This window comes from Streptomyces sp. NPDC054932, from assembly GCF_053610205.1.
Map to the genome: position 1 here is coordinate 73798 of NZ_JBSGXU010000001.1, position 21361 is coordinate 95158.

The following is a 21361-nucleotide window of genomic DNA, read 5'->3' on the forward strand; positions in this document are numbered from 1 at the left end:
AAGGGGCCGCACGGTTCGCACCGTGCGGCCCCTTCGGTCGTCTTAGCCCTGCTGCGCCTTGCCGGGGTCGCGCTTGGGCCGCGGCTCGCTAGCTCGGCCCCTGCTGCCCTCGGTGGGGGGAAGGGCGTTCAGGACGAGCTCAAGGGCGATCGCGCCGGTATCGGTGATGTGCCGGTCGTCGATCAGGATGTGTCGATCTACTTCGTCAGCAGCGCCGGCGGCCGGCGCTTTGTCGTCGAGTCGGGTACGGCGGACGCGGTACAAGATGCCCCCCCCTTGTGGCATGGCGGAGCCCTTCACTCGAACATATGCCCGAGGCAAGAGCTCAACCAACATACCCGCACAAACACCGCAGGTCACGCGCTTACGGCGCAGAGTCACCGACGTCTGCGGACACGACTCGGATGTTCCCGAGCCCCAGAGTTTTTAGCTTCTCTTTAAGCAGAGGAAGATCGTCAGCCGTAGTGCCAGACTCGTAAGCCACGACAACGGTTGTAGTCGAGTTACTCGCCCGTAGCAGGTCGCCGACCTGTAGGCCGGTCCACTCCTCCGCCGCGGCGCGCTGCACCTCCGTCAGGGATCGCCCGACAGCCGCAGCAACCGCACCGACGAGCCACCGCTCGCGCTTGTACCCCTCACCCTTGGCAATCTTGGGCAGTTGGTTGTGCGGGATGCGCTTGCCCGTTTCAGGATCAACGGCGCGCTCCGAGACGCTTCGTAGGGGTTCCCCTGCGATCGCCGCCGCCACTAGGGCCGCAAAGGGACCGCCGGCGCTTGAGTCGGGGGCACGCCCGGCCGCCCCATCGGCCGTCGGCTCACCTATCGGGGTGTCGTTCTCCGACACGGTTTCTCATCTCCGTTCTTGTCGCAGAACGCGAACAGTCTCATCTAACCAGTGATCTTGCCCGGTTGCACACCTCGGAACTGCGTTGACGTTGGGTTTCTGCCACGTCTACGTTGTTCTTGTTCGTGAACACGAACGGACCTTAGCGCCGTTTCGGACATGGCAACAAGCATGTCTGTTCGCGTTCGGTGACAGATCAGAGGGGGATCTAGTGACAGTCAAGTTCATCGCCGGCCCGCCGCCGGCACGGCAGAAGAACGTCAAGCACGCGCTGATCGTCGAGCAGCTCAAGGCGCACCCGAACCAGTGGGCCGAGATCCAGCAGAAGGAAACGAGCGCCCGGGCATCCTCGGCGGCGCAGGCGATCCGGTCCGCGCAGCTCTCGTCTTACGCGCCGGCTGGCTCATTTCAGGCGATCGCCCGGACCCTGGTCGAGAACAACGTGCCCCGCTTCGTAGTCCTCGCTCGGTACGTCGGCCGCCCCGATCGCGCGGCGTGATCTGTGAGCACTGGGACGGCGCCGCCGGCAACTACTGCCGCGCGATCGGTACCCGCCGCTACATCGTCGGCAACCGCTGCCCTGCCCACACGCCCGCCGCACTCGCCGGCCGGCCCGAACCTCCGGGCTCGCCGATCCCCGTAAGGAGACGAACCGTTGAGCCTCGCCGCGACGGATTGGGTCTGGTCCCAGTCCGACAGTCGAGGCGCCGCTCGTCTGGTGCTGCTCGCGATCGCTGATCGGGCCGACGCCGACGGCGTCGCCTACGCCGGTACCGCCTCGCTCATCCGCCGCACCCGCGCCGCTCGCTCCACCGTCCGCGACGCCGTCGACGCCCTGCTCGCCTCGGGTGAGCTCGCCGTCGTCGAGGGCGAGCTCGGCCCCGGCGGAGAAACGGTCTACCGCCTCCCCCTGCTCGACGCGAGGGGGGCCGGAGATCGGCCCGGGCCGGATACCGACCCGGGCCGGACATCGGCCCCCGGGGGACCGGTGAGCGGCCCCGGGGAGGGCCGGACATCGGCCCCGGGGGGACCGACTACCGGCCCGGGGGAGGACCGGAGATCGGCCCCCGGGGGGCCGGCTACCGGCCCCCAGAACAAAAGAAGCTCTCTACAAGACGAACAGCAGCAGCCGCGCGCGACGAACACCGCGGCTGCGCTGGTTCCCGAACTGCGTCCGCTCGACGCCGCTCTCGTCGCTGCCTCGATCGCCGTCCGGTGGTCGCTCGGCCTCGGCGAGCAGCGCGACGTCTACCGGCTCGTACAGGCGCACGGCGTCGAGGCCCTTGTCGACCTCGCCGCCCGCCGCACCACCCCGGGCGAGGCACCGAAGAGTGCCCGCTACTGGCTCAAGGTCTGGAGCGACCTCGACCGGCCGGCGCCGAACACGCCGCCCCGGGCGCCCGCCTCGACCGCGAACTACGCCGACAACCTCGCCGCCGGCCTCGCCCTGCTCACCCAAAAGGAGAGCCGCCCATGACGCCCGAACAGATCGCCGCCCTGCTCGCGTTCGCCGGAACGCTCGACAGCCGTGTGCGCCGCGCCCTCGCCGATCCGCAGCAGTCCGCCCGCACCATCTCGGAGTGGACCGCCGCCGTCGCCGACGTGCCGGCGACCATGCCCGAAACCGGATGGGACGCCGCCCGCGCCGCCCGCCGCTACTACGAGCAGCAGGGCGGGAACAAGAGCTCGCAGTTCCGGGCGATCGAGCCGCACGACCTGCTCGCCGCGTGGGGGCCGCACCGTGCCGAGCTCATGAACCGGCACACCGACCCGGTGCCGACCGCCGACCCGGACAACCCGCAGGCATGGCGCGAGGAACTGCTCGGCACTCGGGCCGCCGTCGCCCGCGGCCATGCCGCGCCGGCGCAGTACCGGGCCGAGATCAACGCGGCAGGGCAGAAACGTCTCGCCGCGCTCATGTCCGGAGTCGGCGCCGGCCCGCGCCGGTACATGCCGGCTCATGTCGCGGCCGAGCTGCGGCAGTTCCGACCGGCCCGCGCGCACCGCGAGCAGCTCGTCGCCGAGGGTCTGCCCGACCCGCTCAGTGTCCGGTGCCCGCACTGCCTCGCCACCGTCGACGAGCAGTGCCGATCCAGCTTCCGCAACCGCGGAAAGGGCCGGCGACCGCTCACCGGTGTTCATCCCTCGCGCGTCGAGGCGCTGATCGCCGAGCACAGCAACGGAGATACCGACGCCGAGCAGGTGCGCCTCGCCCGAATCATGTGCCAGCCGCCGGCCCCGCGCCGCGACGGCCGCGCCCGCCACACCAGCGGCGGGGGCGAGGCCCGATGATTCCGCTCGCCGCCCGCGCCGCGATCGCCGCCCATCTGACCGACGAGCTCGACGTGCCCCCACACCGCGCGACCGTGTTCGTCGCCTCACTCGCCGACCGCCTCGCCATCGACGGATGGCACATGACTGCCGAGTTCGGCCGCGCGCTGGACGCCGGTGGTCACCTGCACCACGAACACCACCGCGCGCGACCGGTCGCGCCTCGCGCGCGGGAGACCCGCGGCGCTCGGCGCGCCCTCGATCGACTGCTGCGCCGTGCCCGAACGAACGGAGAGACAACCCCATGAGCGCCGCCCTGCTCGCCCTCGCCGTGACGCTCGCGCTCGCCCTCGGCGCCGCCCTCGCGTACGCGGTCCGGATCGACGACCGCCTCGACCGCGAGCTGCGCCGCCTCGGCCGCCGGCCGTGCGCAACCACCTGCACCACCTGCTCGACGACGCGCCGAGCCGAGAACGGAGAGAGCACACCATGACCGCGAACACCCTTCCCCGCATCCGGTCTCGGCGCGGCCGGAGCGACGCACGCGAGGCAGTCCGCGACGAGCGACGCACGGCGCTGCGAGTCCTGCTCGCCCGTGCCGACCGCGGGGTGCTCGGCCCCGAGGACACGGCGCGGCTGCGGCAGCTCGTCGAGGTCGAGATCGCCGACTGCGACAACTTCCGCCGCTCGGCCGGCGGGCAGCAGGCCGCGGCGCTGCGGCTGACACACCGAGTCGCCGCCGCCGAGCAGGCCATCGTCGAGGCCGAGGCAGAGCGCGACGAGTACGCCGCCGAGGTCGAGGCGCTGCGAGCATCCAACAAGGGGGGACAGTGAGTTACACACAGGCTGTGCACGAAACTGTGCGCGCGCTGCGGACGATCCGCGGCCGGTGGGCCGAGCTGCTGCTCGCGATCGAGGAACCGCCGGCCGACCACTGGCCCCCGCGGCAGCTCGCGCACACCATGCGCGAGGGCGACGACGAGCAGCTCGTCGTCGAGGACCGGGCCCCGCTCGTGCTGCGCGAGCACCCCGCCCCGCTCAACCTCGGCGCGCTCGATGCCGGCCGCGGCGTCGAGCGGCTGGTGTTCGACCTCGCCGACACCCTCGCCGCCGCCGTACAGCGCACCGAGCAGGGCGACCCCCGGGCGTGGCTGTGCGCCGACCCGAGCGCACCCGACAGTCGGCGCGCCGCCGGATCGCGGGTGCATGGGCTGCACTGGGCGTGCGTGTGGATCGAGGGGCGCGTGCAGGATGAGGACACCGCCCCCGAGCGCGAGCTCGACGGCGCCCTCGCCCCGCCGCCGTTCGAGGTGCTGCCGTTGCACCTGCTGCACGAAGCGCGGCGTACGGCGCGGATCGCCGAGGCCCGGGTGCTGCGCGCCCTCGGCCTCGACCAGCGCGAGACCCTGCTGCCCGAGCCGTGCCCGTGGTGCGAGGGCGAGCTCACCCTGCACAGTGCCCCCGACGGGCCGCCGGCCGTGACCTGCTCGGGCGGGCGCGCCTGCTCGGCCCCCGTGCCGCTCGACAGCAGGGAGCGGGCGCGGGTGTGGGAGTGGGACGACCTCCCCGAACTGATCGCCGCGCTCGGGGTCGACCTTGCAGCCGCGGCGTGATGGGGCGCTCGACGAGCAGCTCGTCGACGAGCCCGCGGCCGGCGAGGGGCGCGGTACGTGGCGTAGCGGGTGGCTCGTCGTCGAGGCGCCGCCGAGCGTCGAGGCCCTGCTCGACCTCGGCGACGACGTCGAGCAGGGCGCCCTCTTTGAGTGATCGAGGTACGTACCGATAGAGGCTTGCGCCGTTATCCATTCGTAACCTAGAGTCGGGAGCGCCTCCGGCGTGCCCGGAATCCTGATCTCGACGCCCCGCCACCATCCCCCCCCGGTGGCGGGGCGTTCGCATGTCCCCCGGTCGGGAGGTGATCCCGTGGCCGACCCGATCACGGACGCCGACCGAGCAGCAGTCCGGCGCCTGCACGCCGAGGGCAAGTCCCGTAACCAGATCGCTCGCGAGCTCGGCCGCGGCGCCGCCACGGTCTCGAAGATCGCCGCCGCCGAGGGACTCACCTTCTCCGGTGGTGCGCGGGTCGCCGCCGCTACCGATGCCCGTAAGGCCGACGCCTCGGCACGGCGCGAGCAGCTCGCCGACGACGCCCTCGACGGCGCCCTCTCTCAAGTCGAGCGGGTCGGCGCCGCCGACTCGGCACGTGACGCCCGCGACTACGCCACCGCCGCCCGGGCCTTGACCGAGGTACACGCCAAGGTCGCCGAGCTCGCACGCTCCAACAAGTCGACGAGCGCCGGCGGGATGCTCGACCGCCTCGCCGACGCCCTGCTCGGGCCCGTGGGAGACGACGCCGACGGGGGGTGATTCCCTCGACGGGCCACCTGTCCGACAAGCAACTGCGCTCGATCCGCGAGGCGACCGCCCGTATCAACTTGTGGCACGGGTCGGTGCGCTCCGGCAAAACGATCTCGTCGCTGCTGCGCTTCCTGCTCGCCGTCCGGCGGGCGCCCGCCTCGGGACTCATCCTGATCGTGGGCCGATCGCTCGCCACGATCGAGCGGAACGTGATCGAGCCGCTGCAAGACCCCGAGTTGTTCTCGGACACCGCGGCCGAGGTCCACCACACCCGAGGCGCGACAACCGCCGTGATCCTCGGCAGGGTTGTGCACCTGATCGGCGCGAGTGACTCGCGATCCGAGGGGCGGCTGCGCGGTCTGACCGCATCGGTCGCGTACGCGGATGAGGTCACGCTGCTGCCGGAAGCCTTTTTCACGCAGCTACTCGCCCGCCTGTCGGTCGCCGGCGCAATCCTGATCGGCACCACGAACCCGGACGGGCCGCGGCACTGGCTCAAAGCGAAGTACCTCGACCGCGCCGCCGAGCTCGACCTCGCTTCCTGGCACTTCAAGCTCGCCGACAATCCGGCCCTGTCGCCCGCCTACGTCAAGGCACTGTCCGTCGAGTACACCGGACTATGGCGCCGCCGGATGATCCTCGGCGAGTGGGTCGTCGCCGAGGGCGCGATCTACGACATGTACGACGAGCAGCAGCACGTCGTCGACGAGCTGCCCGAGATGCGCCGCTACTGGGTCGGCATCGACTACGGCACGAGCAACCCGTTCTCGGCGATCCTGCTCGGCCTCGGCGACGACGGCCGGCTGTACGCGGTGAGCGAGTGGAGACACGACGCCCGCGCCGCTCACCGGCAGATGACCGACGCGCAGTACAGCCGCGCTGTCCGCGAGTGGATCGCCGAGCAGGACGTGCGGCCCGAGTGGACGTTCATCGACCCCTCGGCCGCGAGCTTCTCAACTCAGCTATGGGCCGACGGTTACCCGAACGTCGCCCGGGCCAATAACGCAGTGCTCGACGGCATCCGCAGCGTGGCGAACGCCCTCGACGCCGGCGCGCTGCTCATTCACCGCTCGTGCGCGGGGCTGCTCGCCGAGGTCTCTACGTACGTGTGGGATGACGCCGCCGCGGCCCGCGGTGAGGACCGCCCCGTCAAGGCGGACGACCACTCGCTCGACGCGCTGCGGTACGCGGTGCACAGCACCGTGCATGAGTGGCGCGGCCTGCTGACGACCGCCGCCTGATCGCCCCCACGTACCCGCCCGAGGCGCTGCACTGCGTCCGGGCCCGAGCACGCGAGGGGGTGATCGCGTGCGTGAGTTGACCGACCGGTTCCTCGACAAGGTCGCCCCCGGCCCCCTCGGGTGCTGGGACTGGACCGCGCACGTCAAGCCCAACGGATACGGGCAGTTCAAGATCGCCGGCCGGCCGCAGTACGCGCACCGCGTCGCGTACGAGCTCACCCGCGGTCGCATCCCCCGCGGTCTCGTGATCGACCACCTGTGCCGCCGGCGCCACTGCGTGAACCCCGACCACCTCGAAGTGGTGAGCCACCGGACCAACATCCGGCGCGGGATCTCCCCCGCGGCGCGCCGCGCGCGTCAGACCCATTGCGCCCGCGGGCACCGGTTCAACCGAGCGAACACCTACGTCGCGCCGAACGGCACCCGGCACTGCCGGCCGTGCGCAGCGTGGCGAGCTCGGGCTCGTCGACAGGGGGTGAGCTGTGCCGCTTCCTGACAACGGCGCCCCGTGGCCGCCGCACGCCCTCGCCCGGCACTATGCCGAGCTGCGGGTCGACGACGCTTGGTACTCCGGCGACCGCGACAAGCTCGCGAGCGTCTACCGGAACCAGCCGCAGCGCCGCGACGGGCGGCGCCGGCTGTGGGGGCGCGACCGGGCCGAGCAGCCCGGGGTGCCCGATCAGCGGCTGCACATTCCCCTGCCCGGTGACATCGCCACCGCGAGCGCCGATCTGTTGTTCGCCGAGCCGCCCGTGCTCACCGTCGCCGACACCGCGACGCAGGACCGCCTCGACGAGCTCGCCGAGGCGGACGGCATCGCGAACACCCTGCTCGAAGCGGCCGAGGTCGCCGCCGCGCTCGGCGGCGTATATCTGCGCGTCACGTGGGATCGCTCGCTCGCCGGCCGGCCGCTGCTCACCACCGTTCACCCCGACGCCGCCGTGCCCGAATGGCGTTGGGGGCAGCTCGTCGCCGTGACGTTTTGGCGCGAGCTCACCTCGGACTCGGTCACCGTGTGGCGCCACCTCGAACGGCACTCCCCGGGCCGGATCGAGCACGGGCTCTACCAGGGATCGCAGGATGCGCTCGGCGTACGGGTGCCGCTCACCGAGCACCCCGACGTCGCCGCACTCGCCGACTCGCTCGGCCCCGAGGGCGACGCGATCGAGACTGGTATCGACCTGCTGACCGCCGCCTACTGCCCGAACATCCGCCCCCACCGGAAGCACCGCGGCTCACCGTTCGGGCGCAGTGACTACGCCGCCCCGCTGTACGACCTGTTCGACAGCCTCGATACGACATGGACGAGTTGGATTCGCGATCTGCGGCTCGCCCGCGCGCGGCTGCTCGTGCCCGACGGGTACCTACGTGACCACGGGCCCGGGCGGGGCGCGAGCTTTGACGACGACCGGGAAATCTGGACGCTGCTCAACATCCCGCCGACCGAGCAGGGCGGCGCCGGAATCACCCTGAATCAGTTCTCGATCAGGGTCGACGAGCACGAGCGCACCTCGGCCGCGATCACCCGGCAAGCCGTGATGAGCGCCGGATACTCGGCGGCGACGTTCGGGCTCGGCGACCAGGGCGCCGCCGTTACCGCGACCGAGGTCAAGGCGCGCGAGCGAAAGAGCATGGTTACCCGGGGCAAGAAAGTGAGGTACTGGACGCCGCCCGTCGCCGACATGCTGCTCGTGCTGCTGCTGCTCGACCGGCAGTTCTTCACGCCGCGGATCGTGCCCGAGCGGCCCCGCGTGATCTTCGGCGACGCGATCACCGAGGACACGTCCTCGCTCGCTCAAACCCTGGCCCTGCTCCAGCAGGCGCAAGCGGTCTCGGCCGAGACCCGGGTGCGGATGCTGCACCCGGAGTGGGACGCCACCGCCGTGCACGCCGAGGTCGCCCGTATCGGCATCGAGTCGGGCACCGCAGTGCCCGACCCCATGCAGAGCGGGCAACTGGTCTAGCTGATGACCGGCCACCCGACGAACTTGTCGCCGTCCTCATAGATCAACGTCATACCGCCGGCCTCGACCAGATCGCACAGATCATGGTCGGGGCACTCCGGCAGCAGAATCACGAGGTGATCAGGCTTGGGGGTGATGTGCCGGCGGTAGTCGATGAGCTGCCCTATAGCCATGCGGATGGCGTTCCGACTGATGTTGCCCTTGATCTCGTACAGGGCATTGTCGGTCGAGTCGAACAGGTCGGTGAAGAAGGTTGAGTTCAACCCCTCTACGCGGATCTTGATGCGCTCGACGCTGTGCCCCTGCTCGGTCAGGAAGGCGAGGAACCGGTCGCTCAACTCGGCTTCCCGCCGCTTGACCTCGACCGCCTCGGTCGGCTTCCGCGTGATCTTCTTCCCGCTGTTGGCCTCGGGCTTGATCGTCTGGCTCGTCGTCGCCTCGGCAGGCTTGAGCTCGAAGGAGACGAGCGCCGGATCGGTAATCGGTGTCGCCGGCACCTTGGTGGTGACCGTCTCCGGAGCGACCGGCACGAAGTCCTCGGGGGCCTGCTCCACTCCGGCAACGGGCCGCAGGCGGAACACGTAAACCCATCGCATCTTCTGCGCCGAGTCGAGCACCTGCCGCATTACAAAGGGCTCGTCCGCGTCGAGGATGAACTCACCGACGTAGCGGTGCGTCCGTGCCCCGGTCGTGCCGCCGCCGACGTACCCAACCGCGATGAAGAGGCGCAGCGCGCGACCGTCTTCCACGTGGTTCAGGACGGAACCGTTGTTGCCGCTCAGCGTCTGGTCGCCGAGCGTCCCCTGCCCCGTGTACTCGAAGATCGGCCCTGACTTGTCTTCCTCGACAAGCCAACCGTCCTGATAGCCAAAGGCTTTGGCGCTCTCGTGATCGCTGAACAACAGGATGTTGTCGGTCGTGCGTGACGGGATGATTCCGCCTTGCGGTCCGCCACCGAAGATCGCTTTCAGCTCCGCACGTGTCCTGACGTCGCCGGGCTTGATCTGCACAGAGGTCATGCCGCGACCGTACCGGCGACCACTGACAATCCGTGCCGGACCGTGGTGGGGGGTGCCATGCCCATTCACCCTGCCATGGCCGAGGACCTCTCGGCCGGCGTCCGCGATCTCTACGCGGACGCCGAGCAGCGCCTGCTCGGCATCGTCGCGCGACAGCTCGCCGAGGGTTTCGACGCCCCCGGTTGGGCCGTCGCCAAACTGCGCGACATCCAGCCGCTACGGCGAGCAGCGCAGGGTGTCGTCGACGTCCTCGCGACCGCCCTCGACCTTGAAGTGTTCTCGGCTGTCACCGAGGCGTACGACGTCGGGGCGCGGGCCGGCCTCGCCGAGCTCGGCGCCCTCTCGGATGATGACGCCCGCCGGATCGGTGACAGCACCCCGAACACCCGCGCCGTTGACCGCCTCGCCGCCGAGACGATCGAGCTCGTCACCGAGACGCACCGCGGGATTCTCCGCGGCGTCGAGGACGGATACCGGCAGGTGATCAGCGAGGTATCGGCGACGCCGCTCCTCGGTATCGACACTCGCCGACAGGCCACGCAGCGCGCCCTCGAAAGGTTCGCCGACCGGGGCTTGCGGACGTTCGTCGACAAGGGCGGGCGCGCTTGGCAGATGACGAGCTATGCCGAGATGGCAGTGCGGACCGCCGTCGGGCGGGCCGCGGTCGAGGCGCACGGCGACAAGCTGCGCGCCGTCGGCGTCTCGCTCGTGATCGTCTCCAACGCCCCCCACAACTGCGATCTTTGCGACCCGTTCGAGGGCAAGGTGCTTGCGCTCGACGGACCGGGCGGCGCCCGGACGATCGAGGTCGAGCACGCCACCGACGACGACCGCACCGTGCGGGTACACGTCGCCGGATCGCTCGACGACGCCCGCCGCTCGGGGCTGCAACACCCCAACTGCCGGCACAGCACGAGCGCCTATCTTCCCGGTGTCACCCGGGCGCCGGTCGAGCACTCCGAGGACCCCGCCGGCTACGAAGCAACGCAACGGCAGAGGGCGATCGAGCGCGCCATCAGGAAGTGGAAGAACCGCGCCGCCGTCGCCACGACGCCCGAGGCCAAGCGAGCGGCCGAGGCGCGGGTGCGGCAGTGGCAGGGCCGGATGCGCGACCACCTCGCGCAGCACCCCGAGCTCATCCGCCGCCGCGAGCGCGAGCAGCCCGGAGCGAGCAACCTCCCGCCGGCCGGCGGCACCGCGGGCCGCCCCGGTACGCCGAGCGGCCCGGGGTCGGACCCGTTCGAGGCCGCGCGGGTCCGCGCCGGCGACGAGCGCACCCTGCCCGAGATGACCGACGAGCAGCTCGGCGCCGCACTGCGGCCCGGGGTGCTCGACGAGCGCGACCGCGACCGGATCACCGCCGAGGCGGACCGCCGCGACGAGCAAGCGCTGCTCGACCGCATCCGTCCCGGCGGGCGCATGGTCGACAGCCTCGCCGAGTTCAGCGACGACGAGCTCGCCCGCGTCGCGCTGCACCTCGACGACGACGGTCTGCTGCGCGTCATGGCCGAGGCCGACCGCCGCGACATCGACGCCGCCATGCCCGGAGTGCGGGCGGACCTGCTCGGCATGTCCGAGCAGGCGCTCGCCACCCGGGCGCGGCACGTGCCCGAGGACCGGCCGGCGATCGGCGCAGAGATCCATCGGCGCCGCCTGCTCGACTCCCTGTTTCCGGGTGGGCGCCTCGCCGGCGATCTCTCCGAGCTTGGCGACGATCTGCTCGTGTGGGGCATCCGCTACGCCTCGCCGGCGGACGCCGAGCGGATCGCCGGCGAGATCGACCGCCGGCACCCGCCCGCCCCGCCGCCGCCCGCGGCCGGCGCGACGGTCGCCGACACCCTCGCCGCCCGAGATGCCCTCGACGACGCCATGCACCCGATCCGCCTCGACGATCCGCCGCCCGCGGACCCCGACGAGTGGGGGCCGTACGGCGCCGACGTCGAGCGCGGCCCGGACGGCACCGAGCACATGTCCTCAACCGAGCGATGGGTGTACGAGCGTGAGCTCGAAGCCCGTTCGGCGCGCGGGGCGTACAGCCGCGCAGAGATACGCGAGATGTACGACGAGCACATCTATGTGCAGTGGCTCGCCGCCGAGGACTACACCCGCGGAAACCTGCTCAACCGAAAGGCCCGGGCCGCGGGGCATGACCCGCGCAGCCTGTTCTCAGGGCCGGCCCATGTTGCGTACGCCCGCGCGAGCGAGGACCTGATCAGGTTTTGGGAAGACGTCTCGCCCCGGATCACCCTCGCCGAGTTCTCCGAGCAGGTGACCGGCGTCCGCACGGGCGCGGGCGAGACCGCCCGCCAGTCCGCACACGGCCAGTGGCTCAAGCAGTAGGGGGTGATCTGTTGGGGTTCCGCGAGCAGGCGCTGCGTGCCCGCCGCGAGGGGCTCGCCGCCGCGCGTGCCGGCCGGCCGCCGACCGACGCCCCGCGCTACACCGACCCGCGGCTGACTGCCGCATGGGTCCGTGGCTACGTCGCCGCCGAGCAGGCCGAGCAGTAGTCACCACCGACACCGGGCCGCTTTCGGGCGGCCCTTTTTCATGCCCGCACTACGCCCTCGGAGGGCCGAGCCACCATGCCCGAGCACATCCTCGACGACTCCCTGCCGATCCACCCGCGCACCGGCGAGCGCGCCCTCGGCCGCCGCCGCGACGGCCGCGCTATCTGGCCGATCAAGGGCGGCTCGGGCGAGGGCGGCGACCCCGCCGCCCCGCCCGCGCCGCCGGCCGGCGACCCCAACCCGGCGCCGGCCCCGAGCACTCCGCCGGCCGGCGACCCCGCCGCCGAGCAGCAGCTCGCCGACGCCACGACCCGAGCCGAGCAAGCCGCGGCCGAGCGCGACGAGCTGCGCGCCGCACTGGACGCCGTGACCCGCGCGCTCAACCCCAACGGCGGCGAGGCCGAGCAGGACCCCGCCGCGCTCGCCGCCGCCGTCGCCGAGCGCGACCGGCTGCTCGCCGAGAACGCGACCGCGCTCCGGTCGGCGCGCGTCGAGCTCGCCGTCGCCCGCGTCGCCGCCGACCAGGGCGCCCGCGGCGACCGCCTGCTGAACTCCCGCAGCTTCCTTACCTCGGTCGCCGGCCTCGATCCCGCCGACGCCGGTTTCGACGCCGCGCTCACGACCGCGATTAAGGCCGCGGTCGACGCCGACCCCGACCTCTACCGCGCCACCCCGACCGGACCGCCGCGCGGGGGCGGCGAGTTCAACGGCCCGCCCGCCGGCGACCGGCGCGCGACATCCCTGCACGACGCCGTCGCCGCCCGCCTCGGCGGCTGAATCCCCTAGGAGAAACCTTTGCCCACCTCTCTTGCCGAGGCCCGGAACAACGCGGCCGATGACCTCGACGTGAACGTGATCGACGAGTTCCGTAAGAGCTCGGACATCCTCGACCGGATGACGTTCGACAACGTCGTTTCCCCGACCGGCGGCGACACGCTCACCTACGGGTACCGCCGGCTGATCACGCAGCGCGCCGCCGACTTCCGCGCGCTGAACACCGAGTACACGCCCGCCGAGGTCTCGACGCAGCGCTACACGGTCGATCTCGTACCGCTCGGCGGGTCCTTCCAGATCGACCGGGTGATCGCCCGTATCGGGCCGGCCGCCTCGGGCGCCGTCACGCTGAACATGCAGCAGCTCATCAAGGCGAGCCGAGCGCGGTTCGCCGACGCCGTGATCAACGGCGACAAGGCCACCGACGCGAAGGGTTTCGACGGTCTGTCGAAGATCCTCACCGGCAGCTCGACCGAGTACCTGCCGCTGAACAACGGCGTCGCGACCGGGTTCGTCGACTGGACCGGGATCACCGACAAGGGCGCCGCGCTCGCCGCGCAGCGTCACGTCGACGACTGGCTCGCCACCATGGATGACGCGCCGGATGTGATCTATGGCAACCGCAAGACCCTGTCGCTTTTCAAGACCATCGCGGCGTGGACCGACCAGCTCGACAAGACGACCGACGCGTTCGGCCGCCCGGTCACCGCGTACAACGGAATCCCGCTCGTCGACCTCAAGAGCAAGGCCGGCTCGAACACGGACGTGATCTCGCTCGTCACCCGCGATCCGGACGGCGCCGGCGCCGGCGGGAACGTGACCGGCCTCGGCGATCTCTACGCCGTCCGGTACGGGCTCGACGCTTTCCACGGTGCCTCGGTCGGGGGCGGCTCGCCGCTCGTGAACACCTGGCTCCCCGAGTTCGACCGCGCCGGCGCCGTCAAGGTCGGCGAGGTCGAGATGGGGCCGGTCGCTCCGGTGCTCAAGGCCACCCGCGCCGCCGCCGTGTTCCGCAACATCAAGAGCGCGTGAGGGGGCGCCACATGACCACCATGCGCATTACGGCCCCGGTCGCCGACTTCACCGGCGAGGGGCCCGGCGGCGTGCCGTTCGTCAACGGCACCGCGACCACCAGCGACCGGGCCGTGATCGGCTACTGCCAGGGAGCCGGCTACTCGGTCGAGCCCCTCGACCACGATCCGCCAGACGACGAGACCACGACCGCACCGGACGGCCCGCCAGACGACAAGTCGGCGGGCCGTTCTGCTGCCCGCGGCAAGCCGAGGGGGTGACCGTTTGGCGCGACAGCCCTACGCCACCCCCGAGGCACTCGCCGCATGGCTTGGCACACCGGCACCGCCGGACGCCGAGCGGCTGATCGCGCGGGCCGGCGAGGACATCGACTCGGCGCTGCTCACCGCGATCTATCCAGTGGATGAGGACGGCGACCCGCTCGACTCGACGATCGCCGCCGCGCTCGCCTCGGCGACGTGCGCGCAGGTCGAATACTGGCTCGCCGCCGGCGACGACGGCACCGGGGCCGCGGGCAAGTGGGACTCAGTCTCGATCGGCCCCGTGTCCCTGTCCGGCCGCGCCGCCTCGACCGCCGGCGCGTCCGGCGTCGAGCTCGCTCCGCGCGCCGCGCGCGTGCTGCGCCGCGCCGGCCTCGAACCGGGGCGGGTGATCCCGTGGTGACCCGCGTCCCCCCGTCCCTGCTCCGTCACCGGATCGGCGTCGAGCCCTACCTCGGCGACGGCGCGTACGGACCGACGTACGGACCGCTTGTCGAGCACCCCGCGCTCGTCGGCGAGGCACTGCGCATGGTGCGCGATCCCGACGGCCGCGAGGTCACCAGCAGCGCACAGATCATCGCCGCCCCGGGCCTCGACTGCCCGACCGGATCGCGCGTCACCCTGCCCGGCGGCCGGATCACCACGGCGATCACGACCGCCTCGCACACCGCCCCTGGCCTACCGGTCCCCGCGTCCACGGAGGTGATGTGCGAATGAGCCCGCAGCGCGCCCGCCTCCGCTGGAACGGCGACGCCGTCACCGACGCGATCCGCGACGCCGCGGCCCGCGGTGTGCTGCTCGGCGCCGAGCACGTCCTCGGCGCGAGCAGGCAACGGGTGCCGATCAACGAGGGCACCCTCGAACGCTCCGGCGCGACCTCGGTCGACGAGCAGCAGCTCGTCGCCGCGGTGTCCTACGACACCCCGTACGCCGCCCGCGTCCATGAAGACATGACCGCCCGGCACTCCCCCGGGCGCAGCGCGAAGTATCTCGAAAGCGTGCTGCCCGAGACCGCGGGCGAGGTACAGGCGCTGATCGCCGCGCAGATCCGGCGCGCGCTGCGATGACCTACACCGTCGACCTGCTCGACGGTCTCGCCCGCCTGCTGCACGAGCAGGGTGTCGGCATCTACCGCACCGACGGCCCGTACGCCGCCGGCGAGACCGCGATCACCGTCGCCGCCCTTCCTCCCGCGCCCGATCGCGTCATCTGCCTGTCGGCCTACCCGGTCACCGACTCGTCGGTGCTCACCGACACCACCACGGGGATTCAGGTGCGCACGCGCGCCGGCGCCGACCCGCGCGAGGTCGACGCCCTCGACGACCAGGTGCACGAGCTGCTGCACGCGTCCGGACCGCACCGGTTCGGTGCCGTGCCCGTGCAGCTCGTCTATCGCGTCTCGGCCGCCCCGATCGGCGCCGACTCTGCCGGCCGCTGGGAGCGGTCCGCCAACTACTACGCCCGCGCGCACCGCGCGCACCCCAACCTCGAATAGGAGGCGCCATTGAGCACCCCGACGCCCCCGGCCGAGACCGTAACCGCGCTCGCCCGCCGGTACCGCCTCGAACTGGATATGAGCACGACGCCCGGTACCCCGGCGTGGGCATTGGTCCCCGGGGTCACCGAGTTCACACCGAAGATCGAACCGACTCAGCAGGAGGTGACCACCTACGACGCCGAGGGGTGGAGCGAGCAGGCCGTGACCATGCTCGCGTGGTCGATCGAGACCACCCTCGCGCACCGTGCGCACCCGACGACCGGGGTTTTCAACGCCGCGCAGGAAGCGCTCAGGAAGGCGAGCAGGTCGTTCGGCGCCAAGAGCTACGTACGGGTTCGCTACTACGACCGCAACGGGGCCCCGGACGCGCAGGAAGGCACGGCCCTGGTGACGTGGGAGCCCGACGGGGGCGGCCCGGATGAGGTCGACACGATCAAGGTCACCTTGACCGGTTCCGGCCCGCTCGTCGAGATCACGAACCCTGTCGCCGGCGGGGGCACGTTCGCCGCCGCCGAGGCTAAGACGCTCAAGGCAGGTGATGCGTAGTGGCTTTCGAGGCACTCGACGAGCTGCTCGACGAGTCGCTCGAGCTGCCCGTCGCCGGCCGCCTCTACACCGTGCCCGCCCCCTCGGCCGAGATCGGTCTGCGCACGCAGGCACTGATCAACGCCGCCGCGGTGGCTGCGGACGGAGGAAAGGCCGACGAGCAGGTGCTCGGCGACGCCGCCGAGCGCGACCTCTACCGAGAGGTACTCGGCACCGCCCACGATCAGATGATCGCCGACGGCGTGAAGTGGCCCGCGCTCAAGCACTGCGCGATCACCGCCATGGTGTGGATCGCGCAGGACAAGGCCGCGGCCGAGCGGTATTGGAACGCGGCCGGCGACCCAAACAGGTTGGCCCCGAACCGAGCAGCTCGCCGGAACCGATCGGATGCGGCGAGTTCGACGAGGTCTCGGGGCTCTACGAGTGGTACGAGTACCCGCCCGGCACCCGCCCGAGGAAAGGGCAAGAAGGGCCGCAAGCCTCACTGACGTGGGCGCAGATCCTCGCCGAGTGGCCGCTCGTCGAGGCCGATCTGCACGAGGTCTACGGCATCGACCTAGGCACCCCGGGCCTGCTGCGGGCCCGTTCGTGGCGCTGGCTGCGCGTGCGCATCCTCGCCCTGCTCTCTGCTGAGTCCCGCCTCGCGCGGGTCCTCACACCTCCGCCTGATTCCTCCCCGACGGGAGGCGCGACCCCCCGGAGGTGAGGCCCCTTGGCGCTCATGGTGGGAGAGCTCGCCGCCACTGTCTCGATCGACGACTCGGGCGCCGCCGCCGGCATGGACCGCGCCCGCGCCGCGGTGCAGTCGGGCGGCGACCGGATCGCCGCCGACGCCGAGCGCGCCGGCGATCAGGCCGGCGACGCCCTCGGCGACGGTCTCGCCGAGGGCGCGGCCGACGGCGCCGAGCAGGCGTCCGCGGGCATGGCGACCGCGCTCAAGGGGTTCGCCGCCGCGGCGATCGGTGCCGCGATCGGCGGCGCTCTCATGTCCGGGATCGGCCAAGCCCTCGAACAGTCCAAGATTCCCGGCCAGTTGCAGGCACAGCTCGGCGCGACCGGGCCCGTCGCCGCGCAGTACGGCAAGGTCGCCGGCGATCTCTACGCGGGCGCGATCGTCGACTCGGTCGCCGACGGCGCCGAGATCGTCAAGGGCATCGCCCGAAACGGACTGCTCCCGCCCGAGGCAACGCAAGGGCAGGTCAAACAGCTAGCGACGCAAGTCGCTTCGGCCGCCTCGGTCATGGGCGAGGACGTCAGCAAGGTCTCTCGTGCCGTCGGCACGATGATGAAAACCGGGCTCGCTGACTCTGCGCAGCAGGCCCTCGACGTGCTCGTGCGCGGCGCGCAGAACGGCGTCGACGTCGCCGAGGACCTGCTCGACACGTTCAGCGAATATCCGACCGAGTTCCGGCAGCTTGGCCTCGACGCTCAGACGTCCATGGGTCTTTTGCAGCAGGGGCTCAAGGGCGGCGCGCGCGACGCCGACACCGTCGCGGACAGCCTGAAAGAGTTCACCCTGATGGCTCAGGGAATGGGCGAGGCGACGGCGACCGCCTATCAAGACCTCGGCTTTTCCGCCGAACAAATGCAGAAGGTCTTTCAGAAGGGCGGACCGGAAGCAGCAAAGGCACTCGATCAAGTTCTCGACAAGCTGCGGGGCGTTAAGGACCCAGCCAAGCAGAGTGAGATCGCCCTCGGCCTCTTTGGCACTAAGGCCGAGGACATGCAAAAAGCGATCTACTCGCTCGACCCTTCCAATGCAGTTAAGGCGCTCGGCGATGTCAAGGGCGCGACCGATGCCGCAGGTAATGCACTGCACGACAACGCGGCGACCAAGCTCGAAGCGTTCAAGCGAGGCATAGAGCAGAAGGTCGTGAACGTCCTCGGAACCTACTTGGTTCCGGCGCTCTCGACCGCGGCTGACTGGCTCGGCGCCGGCGGGTTGGGCGGTGCGTTTCAGGCGTCCGTCGGGTGGATCTCCGAGCACTCGACGGCGCTCACGATCGCGGCCGGCGTGATCACTGTCCTGATGCTGCCGACGCTCGTCGCGCTCGGCATCACCGCGTGGACGACGACAACCGCAGTTGTCACCGGATGGGCCACTCAGACCGCCGCCGGCGTAACCGCTGCAGCCCGGTTTGTGCTGCTCAACGCCACAGTGTTGGCCGGTTGGGTCGCGCAGGGAGCGGGGGCCGCGGCTGCGGCTCTACGGGTGGTCGGCGCGTGGGTGCTCATGGGTACGCAGTCCCTGATTCAGGGCGCCCGCATGGCCGCGGGGTGGCTGCTCGCCATGGGCCCGATCGCGCTCGTGATCGCTGCCGTGGTCGGCATCGTCGCGTTGGTCGTTGCCAACTGGGACACGATCGTCAACGCCACGCGCGCGGCGTGGGATTGGGTGTGGGGCAAGCTCAAGTGGATCGGAGAAACGATCCTCCAATTCTTCCTGAACTGGACTTTGGTCGGTCTCATAATTAAGCACTGGGACTCGATCAAGGCTGGCACCCTCCGCATTTGGAACGCCACCGTCGAGTGGGTGCGAGGCATCCCGGGCCGCATCGTCGATTTCTTCCTAAACTGGACTTTGGTCGGCCTGATTATCAAGCATTGGGATTCGATCAAGTCCGGAACGGTGCAGAAGGCCGGCGAAATGCTTTCGTGGGTCCGCGGACTACCGGGAATGATCGCCGGCTACTTCGGCAACTTCGGCTCGATGCTGTACGACAAGGGCCGCGATCTGATCATGGGCCTGTGGAACGGCATCAAGGGCATGGGTAGTTGGCTCAAGTCAACGCTTATGTCTTGGGCCAAGAATTTGATTCCGGGCCCGATTGCAAAGGCGCTCGGGATTCATTCTCCGTCGCGTCTTATGCGCGACAAGATCGGTAAGTTCATTCCGGCCGGCATCGTCGAGGGCATCAAGGCCGGAGCGCCCGCGGTCGACCGCACCATGCGCCGGCTCGTCACCGTTCCCGCCGCCCCGCAGTTCGCCACCGCCGGCGCTTCCCCAGGTAACGGGGCCGGCTCGGGCGGGGGTTGGGGGCCGGCTGTCCACATTGAGAACTGGCACGCCGGCTCGGCATCCGCGGACGAGACCGCGGTCGCGCTTGCTTGGCACGCCAAGGGGAGGGGGTGACCAGTGGCCCCGGGTGATCTGGTCGCCCTTCCCGGACACGTCCAGTTCGGCGACGAGCTGCTGCTCGGCCCCCGCACCGCCTACGGCTGGCAGTCCCTCACCGGTTGGGAAGACTCCCCCGGCTACGACTCGGGAACGGTCGCCCGTGCCGACGCGCACGGCGCCTACCCGGGCCGGCTGCTCGCCGAGGCCCGGACGATCACGCTCGACGGCGTCGTGATCCGTACCGACCCCGGCCGGATGGGCGCCGCGGTGCGAGCTCTGTCCGCGGCGACCGCACTCCGCGAGGACGAGCAGGCGCTCGTGATTCAGCTCGACGACTCGCCGCCCCTGCTGTCGTGGGCGAGGTGCATCCGCCGTGCCGTTCCCGTGGGCACGGGCGGGTACGCGATCGGCGTCGTCACCGGGGCCGCTCTCCAATTCGAGGCGAGCGACCCGCGCCGGTACAGCGTGATCGAGCAGCAGGTCGAGACTGCACTGCCCGCCCCCGAGATGGGCCTCGACTGGCAGGTGACCCCGGGCCCGGAACGGCTCGCCTACCCCATGAACTTCGGCACCCCGGGCAGTACGGGATCGCTGCGGGCAGTCAACGAAGGGGACGCCCCGAGCCACCCCACCATCACGATCCGCGGCCCCGTTTCTCTTCCGTCCGTGACCAACTTGGGCACGGGCGAGGTGATCGAGTACGACATCGACCTCGCCGCCGACGACGAGCTGCTCGTCGACACCCGCGACGGCACGGTGACGCTCAACGGCACCGCCTCGCGCCTCTACACCGCGACGGCCCGCAGCGCCCCCGAGCAGGCTTTCGCCCTCGCCCCGGGGGCGACCTCGCTCGTCTTTCGCTCGGCCCCCGGCTCGACCGACCCCCGCGCCTCGGTCTCTCTCCGATGGCGCTCCGCCTACTGGTAAGGAGGACCCCGACTTGACCGTGCGTGCCGGATGGCTGCTCCCTTCCGGGCAGACCCGCGAGGACACCCGCCTAGCACCGTTGGGCACCATGGCGCCCGAGTCCGCGATGACGTCCCGCGACGGCGTGATCGCCGGCGGAACCGCACTGAACGCGACCGGGGCCGGCGCCATGCAGGTACAGATCGGCGTCGGTCGCGCCCTGGTGCAAGGCACCGACGCACAGGGCGCCTACCCGGTCGCCGTGACTGCGCCCGAGACACTCACGATCGGCGACGGACACGCGCAGTACGGGCGTATCGACGCCGTAGTACTGCGGGTGTACGACGAGCTGTACGACAACGGCACACAGACCCTCGCGCGCCTCGAAATCGTCCGGGGCGCCGAGACCGCGACGCCGACCCCGCCCACGCTTCCGCCGGCCGCACTGCGGTTGTGGGAGATCACCGTTCCGGCCGGCACGTCGGCGGGAACGGGCGGGATCACGTGGGGCTCGGCGCTCGCCGACCGCCGCCGCTACACCGCGGCGTACGGCGGGATCATCCCCCGCGGGTGGGGACTGTCGTTCGCCGGCGCCTACCCGGGCCAGTACCGCGACAACGGGACCGGTCTCGATCGGTGGGACGGCGCGGCATGGCAGACCCTCGACCCCGTGATCGGCTGGACCGCACCGGCCCTCGCCGCCGGATACACCAACGGGGGCAACTCACAAGGAACGCTGCGGTACCGCCGGATCATGCTCGGCGGCGTCCCCCACCTGCAATGGCGGGGCGGCGTCTCATGGACGACCAACGCGGCCCCACCGGCAAGCGGCCAACCGCTCGCCGCGCCGCTTCCCGCCGCCGCTCGGCCGGCGCTACACACCTCGGCCTCGATCGCGGCCGGCGGCGTCCCGATCAAGGTGGACTGCCAGACAAACGGACACCTCAAGTTGATCGGTAACCCCAGCCTCACCACGTGGGCGGCCCTGTCCGGGTTGATCTACCCGCTCGACGCGTAAGGGGG

General features: G+C 71.1%; 29 protein-coding genes. 26 read left to right on the top strand and 3 right to left on the bottom strand.

What is annotated here, in order from left to right; translation table 11 throughout:
• Positions 1-42 precede the first annotated feature (42 nt).
• Together ACWGE1_RS00365 and ACWGE1_RS00370 are read right to left on the bottom strand one after the other, a co-directional pair.
• Entirely contained in the window at positions 43-264 is a 222-nt protein-coding gene (locus ACWGE1_RS00365) for a hypothetical protein (protein ID WP_446590471.1), read from the bottom strand.
• Between the two features lie 100 nt (positions 265-364).
• Positions 365-844: a hypothetical protein gene (locus ACWGE1_RS00370; protein ID WP_423647278.1), complete on the bottom strand. Its 480-nt coding sequence runs from the start codon at positions 842-844 to the stop codon at positions 365-367.
• Between the two features lie 211 nt (positions 845-1055).
• Between ACWGE1_RS00370 and ACWGE1_RS00375 the strand changes: the two genes are divergently transcribed.
• The 12 genes from ACWGE1_RS00375 (at position 1056) to ACWGE1_RS00430 (ending at position 8678) form a co-directional block, all read left to right on the top strand.
• Positions 1056-1343, top strand: coding sequence for a hypothetical protein (locus tag ACWGE1_RS00375; RefSeq protein ID WP_423647279.1), 288 nt, complete (start codon positions 1056-1058; stop codon positions 1341-1343).
• A 156-nt stretch (positions 1344-1499) separates the two neighbouring features.
• Positions 1500-2321: a hypothetical protein gene (locus ACWGE1_RS00380; RefSeq protein WP_453418338.1), complete on the top strand. Its 822-nt coding sequence runs from the start codon at positions 1500-1502 to the stop codon at positions 2319-2321.
• A complete protein-coding gene (locus ACWGE1_RS00385) occupies positions 2318-3136 on the top strand; it encodes a zinc finger domain-containing protein (RefSeq protein WP_453418339.1) in 819 nt (272 codons plus the stop codon). Before ACWGE1_RS00380 ends, ACWGE1_RS00385 begins: the two co-directional genes overlap by 4 nt.
• Positions 3133-3423, top strand: a complete 291-nt coding sequence (locus ACWGE1_RS00390) for a hypothetical protein (RefSeq protein WP_380850354.1) — start codon at positions 3133-3135, stop codon at positions 3421-3423. The genes ACWGE1_RS00385 and ACWGE1_RS00390 overlap by 4 nt, the downstream gene beginning before the upstream one ends.
• Positions 3420-3608, top strand: coding sequence for a hypothetical protein (locus ACWGE1_RS00395; RefSeq protein WP_453418340.1), 189 nt, complete (start codon positions 3420-3422; stop codon positions 3606-3608). The genes ACWGE1_RS00390 and ACWGE1_RS00395 overlap by 4 nt, the downstream gene beginning before the upstream one ends.
• Positions 3605-3949, top strand: coding sequence for a hypothetical protein (locus tag ACWGE1_RS00400; protein WP_453418341.1), 345 nt, complete (start codon positions 3605-3607; stop codon positions 3947-3949). Before ACWGE1_RS00395 ends, ACWGE1_RS00400 begins: the two co-directional genes overlap by 4 nt.
• 14 nt (positions 3950-3963) lie before the next feature.
• Positions 3964-4728 (top strand): hypothetical protein, encoded by a 765-nt coding sequence (locus ACWGE1_RS00405; RefSeq protein ID WP_453418342.1) that lies wholly within the window; start codon positions 3964-3966, stop codon positions 4726-4728.
• A complete protein-coding gene (locus tag ACWGE1_RS00410; protein ID WP_423647285.1) occupies positions 4712-4882 on the top strand; it encodes a hypothetical protein in 171 nt (56 codons plus the stop codon). The genes ACWGE1_RS00405 and ACWGE1_RS00410 overlap by 17 nt, the downstream gene beginning before the upstream one ends.
• 156 nt (positions 4883-5038) lie before the next feature.
• Positions 5039-5482: a helix-turn-helix domain-containing protein gene (locus tag ACWGE1_RS00415; protein ID WP_453418343.1), complete on the top strand. Its 444-nt coding sequence runs from the start codon at positions 5039-5041 to the stop codon at positions 5480-5482.
• The gene (locus ACWGE1_RS00420; protein WP_423647287.1) at positions 5479-6714 is read left to right on the top strand and encodes a PBSX family phage terminase large subunit; all 1236 of its coding nucleotides are present in this window, start codon (positions 5479-5481) and stop codon (positions 6712-6714) included. The genes ACWGE1_RS00415 and ACWGE1_RS00420 overlap by 4 nt, the downstream gene beginning before the upstream one ends.
• A gap of 67 nt (positions 6715-6781) precedes the next feature.
• A complete protein-coding gene (locus tag ACWGE1_RS00425) occupies positions 6782-7210 on the top strand; it encodes an HNH endonuclease signature motif containing protein (protein ID WP_423647288.1) in 429 nt (142 codons plus the stop codon).
• Positions 7197-8678, top strand: coding sequence for a phage portal protein (locus ACWGE1_RS00430; protein ID WP_423647289.1), 1482 nt, complete (start codon positions 7197-7199; stop codon positions 8676-8678). Before ACWGE1_RS00425 ends, ACWGE1_RS00430 begins: the two co-directional genes overlap by 14 nt.
• Here ACWGE1_RS00430 and ACWGE1_RS00435 read toward each other — a convergent pair.
• Positions 8675-9697, bottom strand: coding sequence for a hypothetical protein (locus ACWGE1_RS00435; RefSeq protein ID WP_453418344.1), 1023 nt, complete (start codon positions 9695-9697; stop codon positions 8675-8677). The genes ACWGE1_RS00430 and ACWGE1_RS00435 overlap by 4 nt on opposite strands.
• Before the next feature lie 57 nt (positions 9698-9754).
• Here ACWGE1_RS00435 and ACWGE1_RS00440 point away from each other — a divergent pair, with 57 nt between their 5' ends.
• From ACWGE1_RS00440 to ACWGE1_RS00505, 14 genes are all read left to right on the top strand, one after another.
• On the top strand, positions 9755-12037 hold the full coding sequence (locus ACWGE1_RS00440; RefSeq protein WP_453418345.1) for a phage minor capsid protein: 2283 nt from the start codon (positions 9755-9757) through the stop codon (positions 12035-12037).
• 11 nt (positions 12038-12048) lie between these two features.
• Positions 12049-12204 carry a hypothetical protein gene (locus tag ACWGE1_RS00445; protein ID WP_380850386.1) on the top strand — a complete coding sequence of 52 codons (156 nt, stop codon included), beginning with the start codon at positions 12049-12051 and terminating at the stop codon, positions 12202-12204.
• A gap of 75 nt (positions 12205-12279) precedes the next feature.
• Positions 12280-12981 (top strand): hypothetical protein, encoded by a 702-nt coding sequence (locus ACWGE1_RS00450; protein ID WP_453418346.1) that lies wholly within the window; start codon positions 12280-12282, stop codon positions 12979-12981.
• Between the two features lie 18 nt (positions 12982-12999).
• Positions 13000-14010, top strand: coding sequence for a major capsid protein (locus tag ACWGE1_RS00455; RefSeq protein WP_423647293.1), 1011 nt, complete (start codon positions 13000-13002; stop codon positions 14008-14010).
• Positions 14011-14021: 11 nt separating this feature from the next.
• Entirely contained in the window at positions 14022-14270 is a 249-nt protein-coding gene (locus ACWGE1_RS00460; protein WP_446590492.1) for a hypothetical protein, read from the top strand.
• A gap of 4 nt (positions 14271-14274) precedes the next feature.
• Positions 14275-14673: a hypothetical protein gene (locus ACWGE1_RS00465; RefSeq protein WP_453418347.1), complete on the top strand. Its 399-nt coding sequence runs from the start codon at positions 14275-14277 to the stop codon at positions 14671-14673.
• A complete protein-coding gene (locus tag ACWGE1_RS00470; protein ID WP_453418348.1) occupies positions 14670-14987 on the top strand; it encodes a hypothetical protein in 318 nt (105 codons plus the stop codon). Before ACWGE1_RS00465 ends, ACWGE1_RS00470 begins: the two co-directional genes overlap by 4 nt.
• The gene (locus tag ACWGE1_RS00475) at positions 14984-15337 is read left to right on the top strand and encodes a hypothetical protein (RefSeq protein WP_453418349.1); all 354 of its coding nucleotides are present in this window, start codon (positions 14984-14986) and stop codon (positions 15335-15337) included. Before ACWGE1_RS00470 ends, ACWGE1_RS00475 begins: the two co-directional genes overlap by 4 nt.
• Positions 15334-15765, top strand: a complete 432-nt coding sequence (locus tag ACWGE1_RS00480; RefSeq protein WP_453418350.1) for a minor capsid protein — start codon at positions 15334-15336, stop codon at positions 15763-15765. Before ACWGE1_RS00475 ends, ACWGE1_RS00480 begins: the two co-directional genes overlap by 4 nt.
• Positions 15766-15774: 9 nt before the next feature.
• Positions 15775-16314, top strand: a complete 540-nt coding sequence (locus tag ACWGE1_RS00485) for a phage tail tube protein (RefSeq protein ID WP_423647299.1) — start codon at positions 15775-15777, stop codon at positions 16312-16314.
• Complete coding sequence (locus tag ACWGE1_RS00490; RefSeq protein WP_453418351.1) at positions 16314-16802, top strand: DUF7426 family protein; 489 nt, start codon at positions 16314-16316, stop codon at positions 16800-16802. Before ACWGE1_RS00485 ends, ACWGE1_RS00490 begins: the two co-directional genes overlap by 1 nt.
• Before the next feature lie 233 nt (positions 16803-17035).
• Positions 17036-19447, top strand: a complete 2412-nt coding sequence (locus ACWGE1_RS00495; RefSeq protein ID WP_453418386.1) for a phage tail tape measure protein — start codon at positions 17036-17038, stop codon at positions 19445-19447.
• 3 nt (positions 19448-19450) lie between these two features.
• Positions 19451-20359 carry a phage distal tail protein gene (locus ACWGE1_RS00500; RefSeq protein WP_453418352.1) on the top strand — a complete coding sequence of 303 codons (909 nt, stop codon included), beginning with the start codon at positions 19451-19453 and terminating at the stop codon, positions 20357-20359.
• Between the two features lie 13 nt (positions 20360-20372).
• Positions 20373-21356 (top strand): hypothetical protein, encoded by a 984-nt coding sequence (locus ACWGE1_RS00505; RefSeq protein ID WP_453418353.1) that lies wholly within the window; start codon positions 20373-20375, stop codon positions 21354-21356.
• Positions 21357-21361 lie beyond the last annotated feature (5 nt).